The 13,107-nt window shown below is 74.9% G+C and carries 12 protein-coding genes; 4 read left to right on the top strand and 8 right to left on the bottom strand.

The genetic code is table 11. The features are described 5' to 3' along the window. Positions 1 to 7: 7 nt before the first annotated feature. From Athai_RS01740 to Athai_RS01720, 5 genes are all read right to left on the bottom strand, one after another. Positions 8 to 796: a maleylpyruvate isomerase family mycothiol-dependent enzyme gene (locus Athai_RS01740; protein WP_203959835.1), complete on the bottom strand. Its 789-nt coding sequence runs from the start codon at positions 794 to 796 to the stop codon at positions 8 to 10. Between the two features lie 366 nt (positions 797 to 1,162). After that, the gene (locus Athai_RS01735) at positions 1,163 to 2,542 is read right to left on the bottom strand and encodes an MFS transporter (RefSeq protein ID WP_203959834.1); all 1,380 of its coding nucleotides are present in this window, start codon (positions 2,540 to 2,542) and stop codon (positions 1,163 to 1,165) included. An 84-nt stretch (positions 2,543 to 2,626) separates the two neighbouring features. Further along, a complete protein-coding gene (locus Athai_RS01730; protein WP_203959833.1) occupies positions 2,627 to 3,082 on the bottom strand; it encodes a MarR family transcriptional regulator in 456 nt (151 codons plus the stop codon). Between the two features lie 164 nt (positions 3,083 to 3,246). Beyond that, positions 3,247 to 3,702: a GNAT family N-acetyltransferase gene (locus tag Athai_RS01725; protein WP_203959832.1), complete on the bottom strand. Its 456-nt coding sequence runs from the start codon at positions 3,700 to 3,702 to the stop codon at positions 3,247 to 3,249. Between the two features lie 63 nt (positions 3,703 to 3,765). After that, complete coding sequence (locus tag Athai_RS01720; protein ID WP_203959831.1) at positions 3,766 to 5,217, bottom strand: NCS2 family permease; 1,452 nt, start codon at positions 5,215 to 5,217, stop codon at positions 3,766 to 3,768. Positions 5,218 to 5,375: 158 nt separating this feature from the next. Here Athai_RS01720 and Athai_RS34670 point away from each other — a divergent pair, with 158 nt between their 5' ends. Further along, entirely contained in the window at positions 5,376 to 6,665 is a 1,290-nt protein-coding gene (locus Athai_RS34670; RefSeq protein WP_203959830.1) for a sensor histidine kinase, read from the top strand. 149 nt (positions 6,666 to 6,814) lie between these two features. Here the strand turns inward: Athai_RS34670 and Athai_RS01710 are convergent, their stop codons facing one another. After that, entirely contained in the window at positions 6,815 to 7,498 is a 684-nt protein-coding gene (locus Athai_RS01710; protein ID WP_203959829.1) for a response regulator transcription factor, read from the bottom strand. 34 nt (positions 7,499 to 7,532) lie between these two features. Here Athai_RS01710 and Athai_RS01705 point away from each other — a divergent pair, with 34 nt between their 5' ends. Then, on the top strand, positions 7,533 to 7,688 hold the full coding sequence (locus Athai_RS01705; RefSeq protein WP_203959828.1) for a hypothetical protein: 156 nt from the start codon (positions 7,533 to 7,535) through the stop codon (positions 7,686 to 7,688). Positions 7,689 to 7,870: 182 nt separating this feature from the next. Further along, the gene (locus Athai_RS01700; protein ID WP_203959827.1) at positions 7,871 to 8,137 is read left to right on the top strand and encodes a DUF2530 domain-containing protein; all 267 of its coding nucleotides are present in this window, start codon (positions 7,871 to 7,873) and stop codon (positions 8,135 to 8,137) included. A gap of 989 nt (positions 8,138 to 9,126) precedes the next feature. On the opposite strand, the gene Athai_RS01695 is transcribed toward Athai_RS01700, so the two are convergent. Both Athai_RS01695 and Athai_RS01690 read right to left on the bottom strand, forming a co-directional pair. Continuing rightward, complete coding sequence (locus Athai_RS01695) at positions 9,127 to 10,572, bottom strand: hypothetical protein (protein ID WP_203959826.1); 1,446 nt, start codon at positions 10,570 to 10,572, stop codon at positions 9,127 to 9,129. 600 nt (positions 10,573 to 11,172) lie between these two features. Next, positions 11,173 to 11,976, bottom strand: coding sequence for a DUF3027 domain-containing protein (locus Athai_RS01690; protein ID WP_203965267.1), 804 nt, complete (start codon positions 11,974 to 11,976; stop codon positions 11,173 to 11,175). Positions 11,977 to 12,157: 181 nt separating this feature from the next. Here Athai_RS01690 and Athai_RS01685 point away from each other — a divergent pair, with 181 nt between their 5' ends. Further along, complete coding sequence (locus Athai_RS01685) at positions 12,158 to 13,105, top strand: NAD-dependent epimerase/dehydratase family protein (RefSeq protein WP_203959825.1); 948 nt, start codon at positions 12,158 to 12,160, stop codon at positions 13,103 to 13,105. Positions 13,106 to 13,107 lie beyond the last annotated feature (2 nt).

Here is a 13,107-nt window from a genome sequence, read left to right as displayed (position 1 = left end):
GGCGGGGTCACAGTGTCGCGTCGGCGAGCAGCTGACGCAGCTGATCGACCGGCGCCCGGTCGCCGTCGATCGTGGCGGCGTCGGCCGGCGCCCGGTTCCACAACCAACGCAGCATCGTCGGCGGGTCGGCCCGCACCGTGACGTCCCCGGCACCGCCCGGGGTCAGCTCGACGCCCGCCGCGCTGACCCGCACCGCGTACCGCCCGGCGCCGGTGTCCAGGCACACGGCTCGGCCGTCGCCGGCACGCAGCAGCGCGGCGGTGTCCGGATCATCGGGAAAGGCGTTGGTGCCCCAGGTGAGCATGATGCTCAGCACCTCGTCGACACCGTCGAGCGCCAGGTCGTCCGGCACCGGGGTGACCGCTCCGGCGGCCAGCTCCGCGTCGATGCGGTGCACCGCCGTCTCCTGCGCCATCCGGCGCAGCCAGAACGCGACGGTCTGGTCGCCGGGGTAGAAGGTCCAGGTCGGATCGGTTGCGGCGTGCCGATCGAACTCGGCGGACAGCTCGGCGATCGCCCGGTCGAACAGCGCGAGGGTCGGCTCGGCAGCGAGGTCCGGCGGCCAGTCGACTGGCCGCTCACCGCGCTGCATCGCCGCCACCTTGTGCAGGTAGACCTGGGCGACGTGCCGGACCAGGTCGTCGACCGACCAGTCCGGGCAGCTCGGCACCGGGGCGGCGAGCCGGTCGGCGGCCACCTCCCGCAGCCGCGCGGCGTCGGCCGCCAGGCACTCCCGGTAGCGCGCCGGTGTCAATCTCGTCGTGCCGGCGGTCCGGGTCGGATCTGTGGAGTCCATACCGCCACCCTGGCACAGCGGGCCGACATTTCTGCCGGCCCGCACCGAACCGCCGCCGGCTCGCGCCAGCCGACCCCACCCACGGCCACCCGTCCGCGCCCCTTTGCTCTGCGCACCTGAGCGCACCACTGCTCTGCGCACCCGAGCGCACCACCTGCTCTGCGCACCCGAGCGCACCACTGCTCTGCACACCTATCCGCACCACGAGTGGTTCGTATGGGTGTGCAGAGCAAAGGGAGCCGCTCAGGTACCTGTCCGGCGGCGGGCCGGCCGGGGCACCGCCGAACCAACCCGGCGCCGATCCGAACGGCCGTACCCCGAGCAGCCGGCACGTGGTGCGGTCGGCACGGGGCGGCCCCACCACGGCTAGCGGGCAGCGCGGGCGCGACCGGCCGGATAGGTCACCGCGGAGCCGGCAGCAACCGGCTCGTCGACGAGGTCTCGCCGGCCGGCCGCCCCGATCGGTGTGCTGCTGGGCAGCGGCGCGACCAGGCGGGGGTGCGGGACCGGCCGTACCCGGATCGCCAGGCGGGCGCCGCGCCGGTGGGACCGGTACCCGAGGACCAGGGCCGCGGCGGCGATCGACGCGACGCCGCCGAACCACAGCGTGGAGCGGGCGCCGAGGGCGCCGGCGAGCCAGCCGACGATCGGCGCGAACACCGGCGTGGACCCCTGGAAGACCAGTACGTACAGGGCCATCACCCGGCCGCGGAACTCCTCGCCGACGCCGAGCTGGATCCGCTGGTTCGCCGCCTGCGCCAGGTAGATCATGAAGAACCCGGTGCAGACCAGGATCCCGGCCGCGGCCGGGTAGCCGGGTGCCAGCCCGGCGAGCGTCTCGAACACGCCGAACCCGAACGCCGCCCCGATCACCGTGTACGAGGAGGGCCGCGAGCTGCGCCGGCTCGACGCGAGGGCGCCGAGCAGCGCGCCGGCCGCGAGCGCCGTGGTGAGCAGCCCGAAGGAGGCGGCGCCGCGGTGGAACACGGTCTTGGACAGCAGCGCGAGGGTCAGCTGGAAGTTGAATCCGAGGGCCCCGATCACCAGCATCAGCGCCATCGGCAGCAGCAGGTCGGGCCGGCGCGCGGCGTACCGGATGCCGTCGGCGATGCGGGCGTCGCGGACCCGCCGGCGGGCGGAGCGGTACAGCTCGGCCGGGCGCATCAGGGTCAGCGCGGTCAGCGTCGCGGCGTAGGTCAGCGAGTTGAGCAGGAAGACCGGGCCGGTGCCGATCAGCGAGATGGCGACGCCGGCGACCGCCGGGCCGACGATCCGGGCGGCGTTGAACACCGCGCTGTTGAGCGAGATCGCGTTCGGCAGCAGCGCGCCGCCGACCATCTCGGACACGAACGACTGCCGGGCCGGGTTGTCGATGGCGTTCGCGGTGCCGAGGCAGGCGGCGAGCAGCAGCACGTGCCACAGCGCGATCGTGCCGGTGAGGGTGAGCACCCCGAGCGCGACGGCGACGAGCCCGGCGCCGACGTTGGTGAACATCAGCAGCTTGCGCTTGTCGTACCGGTCGGCGAGCTTCCCGCCGTACAGGGTGAGCGCCACGACGGGCAGGAACTGCAGGGCGGTGACCCAGCCGAGGGCGGCGCCGGAGTTGTGCGACAGGTGCAGCACCGTCCAGTCCTGGGCGGTGAACTGCATCCAGTTGCCGATGAGCGAGATCACCTGGCCGGTGGCGAACAGCCGGTAGTTGCGGACCTTGAGCGAGCGGAACGTGTGGGCCACGGAAGCGTTCATGTGGCGGGCGGGTCGCCTCCTCGAAGCGGTCGGTACGTCGGTGTTGCCGACGGTCCGACCCGGCGCCCCGCGCGCGTGCCCCGGCTACTCCGCCTGGGCGATGCGGGCCAGCAGCTCGGCGGCGCGACGGAGCGTCTCGCGCTCCTCGCCGGTCAGCTCGGCCAGCCGTTGGGCCAGCCACGCGTCCCGCGCCTTCCGGTCCGCCACGACGATCTGTCGCCCCTGCTCGGTGGGGGCGAGGATGACCTGCCGCCCGTCGGTCGGGTGTGGCGTGCGTTGCACCAGCCCGCGCCCCTCCAGCGCCGCCACCGTCCGGGTCACGGACGGCGGTTGCACCCGCTCGGCGTCGGCCAGCTCCTTCGGCGACAGCGCGCCGGCCAGCTCCAGGCTGGTCAGTGCGGACAGCTGGCTCTGGGTGAGCTCGCTGACCGGGCGGGCGCGACGCAGCCGGCGGTTGAGCCGGGTGATCGCCATCCGCAGGGTCGCGGCGAGTTGCGCCGAGCTGACCCTCCTGGTGGAGCCGGTTCCCCCACGTGTCATGGCACCAGGATGACACGTGGCTGCCGGGTGTGGCGTGAACGGTCGGGCCGTCACGGAACCGGGACCACCCACGGCACCGGCTCCGATCGTTAGCCTAGCTCATTACCTTCGCTAACGAACACGATTCGTGCCGACCGTCACCCGCACCGTGACCGCGCTAACGGTCACCGTTCCGGCCGGACCAGCACGACGTACCGCAGCCCGGTGGTGGTCGCCGCGAACTCGTCGACCCGGACGAAACCCGACGAGCCGACCACCCGCAGCGCCCGCTCGTTGTCCGCCGCCACCGTCACCCGGAACGCCGGCGGCGCGAACCGCTCCCGCCCGTACGCCAGGCCGACGGCCAGTGCCTGCCGGCCGAGGCCACGCCCGGTACGCGAGGGCCGCAGCCCGCCGCCGGTGTCGAGCGCGGAGTCGTCGTACCGCCCGCCGGGCACTTGCCCGTCCGGGCCGAACGAGCGGAACCCGATCAGCTCGGCGCCGTCCAGCAGCGCGACGAACCCGTTCGCCGGGTCCAGCAGCGGCGCCGCCTCGCTCAGGTCGTACCGCTGGTAGGGCGGCGGGTAGCGCCAGGTGGCGATGTCCGCGGCGTACTCGGGTGTCAGGTCCGCGACGTGCATCCCGCCAGCAGACCGCAACCGCCCGCCGCCGGCAAGCCGGTTACGCCGCCGCCAGCGGGCCGATCAGTGCACGCCGAGCCAGGCCTCGATCGGGTGGATCGCGAAGTACACCGCGAAGAACGCGGCCACCACCCAGAGCAGCCAGTGGATCCGCTTGATCTTGCCGACGGCCACCTGCAACACCACGTAGGAGAGGAAGCCGGCGCCGATGCCGTTGGTGATCGAGTAGGTGAAGGGCATCAGGATGATGGTCAGGAACGCCGGCACGGCGATCTCGAACCTCGTCCACGGGATGTCCTTGACCTGCGTCATCAGCAGGAAGCCGACCACCACCAGGGCCGGCGCCGCGGCCTGCGACGGCACGATGCCCACCAGCGGCGAGAAGAACATCGCCAGCGCGAACAACACGCCGGTGACCAGGTTCGAGAAGCCGGTCCGGGCGCCCTCGCCGACCCCGGCCGTCGACTCGACGAAGCAGGTGTTCGAGGATGCGGACGCGGCACCACCGGCGATCGCGGCGACGCCGTCGATGAACAGCACCCGGCCGATGCCGGGCAACCGGCCCTGGTCGTCCACCAGACCGGCTTCGTTGCTGACGCCGATGATGGTGCCCATCGCGTCGAAGAAGTCCGACAGCACCAGGGTGAACACGAACAGCACCGCGGTGACCACGCCCGCCGACGCGAAGCCGCCGATCAGGTCGACCTTGCCGACCAACCCGAAGTCGGGCAGCGCCACGACCTTGTCCGGTACCTCCGGGGTGGTCAGCCCCCAGCCGTGCTCCGGTACGTGCACGATCGCGTTGAGGACCATCGCGAGGATCGTGGAGACCACGATGCTGATCAGGATCGCGCCCCGGACCTTGCGAATCAGCAGTACCAGGGTGAGCAGCACGCCGATGCAGAAGATGATCGTCGGCCAGCCGCGCAGCACGTTGCCGACGCCCAGCTGCACCGGGGTGGTGCTGCCGCCGGCGTCCGGGATGCGGGTGACGAAACCGGCGTCGACGAAACCGATGAACGCCACGAACAACCCGATACCGACGCTGATCGCCTGCTTCAGCGGCAGCGGGATCGCCGCCATGATGGCCTGCCGCAGCCCGGTGACCACCAGCACGCAGATCACCGCGCCCTCGATGACCACCAGCCCCATCGCCTGCGGCCAGGTCATCTGCGGCGCCAGCTGGAACGCGACGACACCGTTGAGGCCGAGCCCGGCGGCGATCGCGAGCGGCAGGTTGCCGCCGACCCCCATGATGATCGTCATGACCGCGGCGACCAGCGCGGTCGAGGTGACCAGCTGCGGGCCGCTCAGGTGGTGGTGCAGCTTGTCCTCGGCCCCACCGAGGATCAGCGGGTTGAGCACCAGGATGTAGGCCATCGTGAAGAACGTGGCGAGGCCGCCGCGGATCTCCCGCGGCATCGTCGACCCGCGCTGGCTGATCTTGAAGTACCGGTCGATCGGATTCCGGGGCGCCCGGGGTGGGATGCCGGTCACGGCCGTGTCCTGCGCCATCGCTGTCCTTCCGAGGATCCTGTGCCGCGGGGTCGGCCGGAGCGCCGCCCTGGTCCGCCTGCCGTAGCGTGCCAGACACCGATGTCCGGCACGTTACCGACTCGGCCCGCCGGCCGCGCTGCGGGACGCCCGGGCGCGACAGGGAGGTGGGCGAGACGATGCGGCGCAGGTTCGTCCTGGTGTCGGTCGTGGTCACGGTGCTGGTCGTGGCCGTCTTCGCGGTGCCGCTCGCCTGGCTGGCCTACCAGTACGCGTACGACCGGGCGATGTCCGGGGCCGAGCGCGAGGTCGTCGCGGTCGGCACCGTGCTCGCCGTGGACGGCGACCGCACCGAGCTGCATCATGCGGTGGCCAGTACCTCGGCCGGGCGGGCCCACCGGCTCACCGTGCACCTGCCCGGCGGTACGGTCGCCGGCCCGCCCGGGTGGGCGCCGGGCGCGGTGACCCGGCGGGTGCTGCGTACCGGCCGGGGCGAGACGTTGCCGGTCGGCGACGGGGTGGTGCACCTGCATCCGACCCGGACCGCGGCCGGCGGCGTCGCCGTCGTGGAGATCCTGGTACCGGACGCGCTGCTGCACCGCGGCGTGCACCTGGCGTGGGCCGGCCTCGCCTCGGTGAGCGTGCTGCTGGTGGTCGGCGCCGCGGTGCTCGCCGACCGGCTCGCCGCCGGCCCGGTCCGGGCCACCCGGCAACTGGCCCGCGCGGCCGGCGCCCTCGGGGACGGCGACCTGACCGTACGGGTGGTGCCGGACGGACCACCGGAGATCGCCTCGGCGGGCGCCGCGTTCAACGACCTGGTGGGACGCGTCGCGGCACTGCTCGCCGCCGAGCGGGAACTGGTCGCCGACCTGTCGCACCGGCTGCGTACCCCGTTGACCGCGCTGCGGCTCGGCGTCGAGGCGCTGCCCGACGGGGCCGACAAGGACCGGCTGTCCGGCGCCGCCGAGGCGGTCGAGGAGCAGGTCGACGCGGTCATCACGCGGGCCCGGGAGCCGCTCGCGGCGAGCCCGGCCGGACACTGCGACCTGCGCGCGGTGGTCGGTGAGCGGGTGGCGTACTGGGCCGCGCTGGCCGAGGACCAGGACCGGTCGTTCACGCTCGGCCCGATCCCGGCCCCGGTGATGGTGCCGGTGCCGGACGCCGAGCTGTGCGACGCGCTGGACTCACTGCTGGGCAACATCTTCCGGCACACCCCGGAGGGCACCGGTTTCGCGGTACGGGTGGCGACCGAACCCGGTCGCGCCACGGTGACGATCGACGACGCGGGGCCGGGCATCCCGGTACCGCCGCGGCGCGGCCGGTCCGACTCCTCCACCGGGCTGGGGTTGTCGATCGCCCGCCGGGTCGCCGAGGCCGGCGGCGGCACGCTGACCATCGGTACCGCGCCGCTGGGTGGCGCCCGGTTCGTCCTCAGCTTCGCCACCCCCGGCGCCCCGCCGCCGCGCTGACCCCGCCGCCCAGCCCCGTCGATCCGCCCGCCCAGCGCCGTTGATCATGGCGTTGACACAGCTGAAAGCGCTTACCCCACCAGATAAGACCATGATCGACCCCGGGCGGCGCGGGTCGTCGCCCGATCGACTCGGGCCGGCGGGGTCGGTCAGCGGGCGGCCGGGGCGACCAGTTTGATGCCGACGCCGCGCACCGTGTGCAGGTACCGGGGCGCCGCCGCGGTCTCGCCCAGCTTGCGGCGCAGCCAGGAGATGTGCACGTCGATGGTGGCGTCGTCGCCGCCGTCCGGCTGACCCCACACCTCGGCGAGCAGCTCCCGCCGGGACACCACCGCGCCGGGCCGGGCGGCCAGGTAGGCCAGCAGGTCGAACTCGCGGCGGGCCAGCGAGAGCGGCCGGCCGTCCAGCGCCGCCTCCCGGGCCGCCGCGTCGAGCCGCAGCCCGCCGACCGCGATCGCCCCGGCGACGGTCGGCGCGGCCCGGCGCAGCACCGCGGAGATCCGCGCCACCAGGTGGGCCGCCGAGTACGGCTTCGTCAGGTAGTCGTCGGCACCGGCGTTGAGCAGCCGGACGATGTCGGCCTCCCGGTCCCGGGCGGTGGCGATCAGCACCGGCACGGTCGACCGGGCCCGGATCATCCGCAGCGCGGCGGTACCGTCCAGGTCGGGGAGGCCCAGGTCGAGCACCACGACGTCGGGCGCGTGTTCGCCCAGCGCGGCGAGCGCGCCGCGGGCGTCCGCCGACTCGGTCACGTGGTGGCCGAACGACGACATCGCCCGAACCAGGGCGGCCCTGATCGTCGTGTCGTCCTCGACCAGCAGCACCCGTGCCATGGCGACACGGTACCGGGACCGGGACAATGACGGGATGCCTCGCCACCCGCCGCTCCGGCTGCTGACCGGTCTGGCCGCGCTGTTCGTCGCGGTCCTGATCGGCGCCGCAGCGATGTGGTACGGGCTGACCTCGGTCGTCGACCCGGCCGGCCAGGAACCACCGGTAGCCCCGAGCAGCCCGGGTCGTTGAGCCACTTGTCCTGGTTGCCGTCGGTTCCCTAGGGTCTGTTTGGTCGACGTTGCTGATGGGTGCCGTCACTGTGCGGTACCCGGGTGGGGCGGCGGGCCCGCGCCGCCCCACCCCCTGTAACGGCCATCTCCCGGACCACCCGACCGGGCCGCGGACGGGCGTTCGGGTCGTAGGCTTGCGACGTGCGCCGATACCCACCCCGCCCGGTTCCCGAGCCACTCGACACCAACGCGGTGCCGGTGGTGCTGATCGGCATGGCGCTGTGGCTGGTGGCCGGCCTGATCCTGGTGTTCCGCCGGGCGACCCTCGGGCACGCCCACCACGGCTGGTGGCTGTGGACCTGCGTGGCCGGGTTGATCGTGGGCATCGTGCTGCTCGGCTACGAGTGGCACCGGCGCTGGCGCCGCGCCGTCGCCGCCCGCCGCGCCGACGACACCACCCCGGCCTGACCGACCCGGCGCCGGACGGAGCCCGGCCGACCGAACCGGCTGACCGCGCCCACCGAACCGCCTGACCGTCCCCACCGCGCCCACCGTGCCGAGCGAACCGGCTGACCGAGCCCGGTGCGCCGGGCGCCGGGTGGGCCGCACCGCCCTGGAGCGGGTCGGGCGGCGGTCCGGTTCGCGCTACTGCGGTGCCGGGTCCGGCTCGGGCAGTTCGCTGAGCAGCGGGAGGTCGAGCAGATCGGCGACCGCGACCGGGTCACCGCCGCCCGGCACCGGGTGGCGGCCGGCGAGCCGGTGCAGCAGCCAGGGCCGATCCAGCACGACCGCCTCCGCGGCCGGTACCGTCCGGTCCGGCGCGACCCGGATCCGCGCCGGCGGCGGAACCTGTTCGGGATCGAGCACCGCGGCGAGCCTCGGGTACAGCACTGCCAGCAGCTCCGGTGCGAGTTTTCGGTCCGGGTCGCCGATCCGGTCCAGCAGATCGGCGGCGACGTCCGGGTCGGCCTCTGCCGTGTCGAGCAGCTCGGCCAGCCCCCGGTACGCGCCGAGCAGCGCGGCGACCTCCGCCGGCCCGGGTGCCGGGTCGTACAGCCCGGTCAGTTCGCTGTCGCCGGGTAACCGGGTGTCGATCGGCCGGCGGCCGTCCAGTACCGGCTGCCGGGCCAGCCACCACCGCTGGTAACCGGGCACCGGCACCGCCTCACCGGCGGCCGTCCGCAGGGTGGCATCGGCCCCGAGCACGCCGACCAGCGGCGGCGCGGTGAGCAGCGCGAGCGCCGCCGGCCATTGGCCGGGCCGGACGAGGTCCAGGTCGCGGACCGCGCGCAGCCGGTCGATCCGCAGCCCGGCCGGGTCGGCGTCGCCGGCGATCCGGTGCACCGTCGCCGCCCAGCGGTCCACGTCCACCAGGTCCGCGGCGGCGAGGTCGCCGGCCGCCGTCCCGGCCAGGTCGGCGAGATCGACGTCGGTCTCGTCCAGTACCTCGAAGCTGGTCAGGACGCCGACCGCGGCGAGCGTCGCGGGCCGGTACCGGTCGGCCGGCTCGTCGTCGAGCACCCCGAACGGCGCATCCGGGACGAACAGGTCGGGCAGCGGGCCGGTCGGCGACAGCAACTCGCCGGCCGGGTACCAGTCGGGATCGGCGGCGGGGTCGTCCAGGGGACGCCCGGGCAGCGCCAGGTCGGCGAGCCAGGGCAGCTCCCCGGCGCCGTACCGGCCGCCTCGACCAGGTTCAGCACCGCGGTCGCGACGGGCGCCGGGTCCTCGGCGTCGAGCGAGTCGTCCACGGCCGCCCGGACCCGCTCGTCCCGGAGCAGGTCGGACGGGGTGGCCGGGCGGGCACCGAGCCGGGCCAGCAGCGGGTGCGCCGCGTCCCGGTGGGCCACCAGCAGCCCGAGCGGGCCGAGGCCCGGTGGCAGCGGCGCGTCGTCCGGCAGCAGTACCCGGGCCGGGCCGGTGACGGTGCGCCCGTCGGCGAGCGGTACCGGCAGCGCCGCGAGCGCCTCCCGATCGGCGGTCTCCAGGGTCAGCGCACCGAACCCGGCGTACAGGTCGTGCCACCAGCCGGCCGGCCGGTGCAGCCCGGTGACCGCGGCGACGAGCTCGGCGGTCTCCAGCCGCCGGGTGCCGAGCGACGCCAGGTCGCGGTGCCACCAGCCGGCCGGCAGCAGGTCGGCCAGCACCTCGGTGAGCGCCGGTACCAGCGGGTCCGGTACCGCGATCGCCCGGTCCGGGCGGGTCCGGCCGCCGTCGGCGGTGGGCAGCAGGTCGCGTTCGCGCAGCGCGGCGAGTCCGGCGGTGCGCAGCGCCTCGGCGAGCGGCCCGGGTGGGAACCCGGCCGGCGGCAGCAGGTCGCGTACCGCCGGGGTCACGGCGAGGCCGACCACCAGATCGGCGTAGGCGCCGGCGCAGCGCTCCAGCACGAAATCGGTCAGCGGCCCGGCCGGGATCGTCCGCCGCGACGCGGTCAGCGGGAACGAGGCGATCACCCGGACCGACAGGCCGACCGGTTCGTCGGTCGGCGTCGGCGCGTGCACCATCTGCCCGCCGGCCGGTTCCGGTACCCAGTCGTCGCCGGCGCGCCGGACCGGCACGGCGACCAGTACCGACCAGTCGGTGCGAGACCGCTCCTCGACGGGGCGGTCGGCGAGCAGTTCCGCCGGTACCCGGCCGGCGCCGGCCGCGGTGCGCCAGCGCTGTTCCCGGCCGTCGTCGGTGAGCAGCACGTCGGCCCCGTCGGTCGCGCGGGTCACCACCCGACCATCGACGTCCACTGTGGACAGCTGGGGTAGCCCGAGCAGCAGGGCCGGATCGAAGTCGGCCAGCCGGGTGCGCACCTCGGCCAGCGCCGTGTCGTCGCGCAGCGGCAGCAGCACCTCGGTGACGTACCCGTCCGGCGGTGCGACGTCGAGGGGCCAGGCCAGTCGCAGCACCGGCACCCGGCCACCACGGTGCCGCGACTCGTCCGCCAGGTGCGGCACGTCGGCGATCGCCGCGGCGGTGTCGGTGGCGGAGAACCGGACCCCGCCGGAAGTGGAACGCAGCTGCGGCTCGTCACTGACCGCCAGGACCGCGGCGAAACCGACGCCGAACCGGCCGATGCCCCGCCGTCCCGCTTCGCCGAGGCGCGCAACGAGGTCAGCGCGTCGATGCCGGCAGCGGTGAGCGGTTCGCCGGTGTTCGCCGCGGACAGCGCGACGCCACCATCCACTGTGGACACCAGCCGGAGCCGGAGCCGGCCGGGCACGCCGGCACGGGCCGCCGCGTCGGCGGCGTTCTGCGCCAGCTCGACCAGCAGCCGGTCCGCGTAGCCGCCGAGGTACAGGTCCTCCTCGGCGTTCGCGTCCTCGCGGAACCGGGTCGGCGAAGCCACCCAGGCGGACCGGATCGCGTCCCGCCGGGCCCCGGTCCCGAACGGGTCGGCGTCGAAGCCGGACGCGAGCGCCCCGCCCGCAGACCGCCCGGAACCGGCCGCGCCGGAGTCGGCCGCGCCGCCCGCCGGTTCGGACCGCCCGGAACCGGCCACGATGCCGGACGGGTCAGACACGTTCCACGGACGCGTCGTCGTACACGGTGGTCAGCGAATCGACGGCGGGCACCTGGTCGGGCACCACCTCGGAGTGCGCGCCGCAGCCGTGGTCGGCGCTCACCGCCCGGCCGTCGTCCGGCGCGAACAGGTTGCCGCACACGCCGAACATCGCTCGCAGCGAGCCGGCGACCGGCAGGTAGAACCCGCAGGTGCCGCAGCGGGCATGGCGCGGCGCGGCCTCGGCGATCGGCGCGGTCGGGCCGTGGTCCGACTCGTACCACCGTTCGGCGGCCTCCAGCCGGCCCTCCCGGCTCATCACCCGGCTGCGCCCCAGCCCCAGCTCGTACGCGGTCTCCTCGACGGCCGGGTCGTCCGACTCCAGGTAGCCGGGGGCCAGCCGGTCGTCGTCCGGCACCGTGGTCATCACGTCGCCGACGCCGAGATCACCGGGCTGCAACCGCTCCTGCCACGGCACCCAGGTCGGCGCCATGATCGCGTCCGGCCCCGGCAGCAGCGCCGTCTCGCAGACGGTCACGTGCTTGCTGCGGATCACCCGGGTCACCGTCGCCGCGTAACGCCAGCCGCGGTAGCCGGGCAGCAGGCACTCGAACAGGTGCATCACCAGCCGCTCGCCCTCGACCCGGGCGCCCAGGTGTTCGCCGACGTTGGCGCCGCCGGCCGGATCGGTCTCGGCCAGCGCCGCCCGGGCCAGCTCGACCGCCTCCGCGCAGGCGGCGTCGAGCCGGATCGACCGGCGGCGGGGGGTCGGTGCGGATTCCGCGGACTGACTAGTCACGCCCCCATTGTCGCCCAACGGCCGCCCGCCGTCCGCCGCACCCCGGTACCGGTCCGGCGGTGCGGCCGGATCCGCCTGCCGCCGACCACCGTCGGGCACTGCGACCGGGCTCACAGCCGAGGCCGTGACATTCGTCGCCGGTCGCCCGTCTTCCCGGTGAACGCGCCGGCACCCGGCGCACGAAGGTGACGGAGGAGCCATGCGGGTACTCGTCGCGGGAGCAACCGGGGTCGTCGGCCGCCAGCTGCTGCCGCTGCTGACCGAGATCGGACACGAGACGTACGGGCTGGCCCGCTCGGACGCCACGGCGCGGCGGGTGCGGCAGCTCGGCGGGCACCCGGTACGGGGCGATGCGCTCGATCCGGACGCCGTCGCCGAGGCGGTACGGACCGCCGCACCGGACGCCATCGTCAACATGGCGACCGCGATCCCGGCGAATCCGGACCCCCGGCACCTGGCCCGGGACTTCGCGCTCACCAACCGGCTGCGTACCGAGGGGACCCGGAACCTGCTCGCCGCCGCCGGGCGTGCCGGCGCCCCCCGGCTGATCAGCCAGGGGCTGGCCTACGCGTACCAGCCGGGCCGCGGCGCGGCCAACGAGGACACCCCGCTGTGGGCGAACCCGCCGCGCCAGTTCGTCCCCGTCCTCGACGCGCTGCGCCAACTGGAGCGGCAGACCACCGCGGCCGGCGGCCTGGTGCTGCGGCTGGGCCACCTGTACGGGCCGGGTTCGGCGTTCGCCGCGGACGGGGCGCTCGCCCGCTCGGCGCGCACCGGCAGGCTGCCGATCGTCGGCGACGGCGCCGCCACCTACTCCTTCGTCCACGCCGCCGACGTGGCCAGCGCGATCGTCGCGGCGCTCGACCGGCCGGTACCGGGCGTGCTGAACGTGGTGGACGACGAGCCGGCGCCGGTACCCGAGTGGCTGCCGGCGCTCGCCCGGCTCACCGGTGGGCCGGCGCCGAAGCACGTACCCACCGCGCTGGCCCGGCTGGCGGTCGGCGGCTGGGGGGTCGCGTTCATGACCCGGCTGCGCGGCGCCGACAACGCCCGGGCCCGGCTGTCGCTGGACTGGCGCCCGCGGTACGCGTCCTGGCGGGACGGTTTCGCCGCCGAGTTGCACGGGATCACCGATGCGTCCGCATGATG

It is taken from the genome of Actinocatenispora thailandica, from assembly GCF_016865425.1.
GTDB classification, from domain to species: domain Bacteria; phylum Actinomycetota; class Actinomycetes; order Mycobacteriales; family Micromonosporaceae; genus Actinocatenispora; species Actinocatenispora thailandica.
The sequence above is the reverse complement of the archived record's forward strand: the minus strand, read 5'-3'. Positions and strand labels throughout refer to the sequence as shown.

Bases quoted from the DNA above. Each gene is read 5' to 3' on its own strand.
- Athai_RS01740 (WP_203959835.1), bottom strand. From the start codon at position 796: ATGGACTCCACAGATCCGACCCGGACCGCCGGCACGACGAGATTGACA.
- Athai_RS01735 (WP_203959834.1), bottom strand. From the start codon at position 2,542: ATGAACGCTTCCGTGGCCCACACGTTCCGCTCGCTCAAGGTCCGCAAC.
- Athai_RS01730 (WP_203959833.1), bottom strand. From the start codon at position 3,082: ATGACACGTGGGGGAACCGGCTCCACCAGGAGGGTCAGCTCGGCGCAA.
- Athai_RS01725 (WP_203959832.1), bottom strand. From the start codon at position 3,702: ATGCACGTCGCGGACCTGACACCCGAGTACGCCGCGGACATCGCCACC.
- Athai_RS01720 (WP_203959831.1), bottom strand. From the start codon at position 5,217: ATGGCGCAGGACACGGCCGTGACCGGCATCCCACCCCGGGCGCCCCGG.
- Athai_RS34670 (WP_203959830.1), top strand. From the start codon at position 5,376: ATGCGGCGCAGGTTCGTCCTGGTGTCGGTCGTGGTCACGGTGCTGGTC.
- Athai_RS01710 (WP_203959829.1), bottom strand. From the start codon at position 7,498: ATGGCACGGGTGCTGCTGGTCGAGGACGACACGACGATCAGGGCCGCC.
- Athai_RS01705 (WP_203959828.1), top strand. From the start codon at position 7,533: ATGCCTCGCCACCCGCCGCTCCGGCTGCTGACCGGTCTGGCCGCGCTG.
- Athai_RS01685 (WP_203959825.1), top strand. From the start codon at position 12,158: ATGCGGGTACTCGTCGCGGGAGCAACCGGGGTCGTCGGCCGCCAGCTG.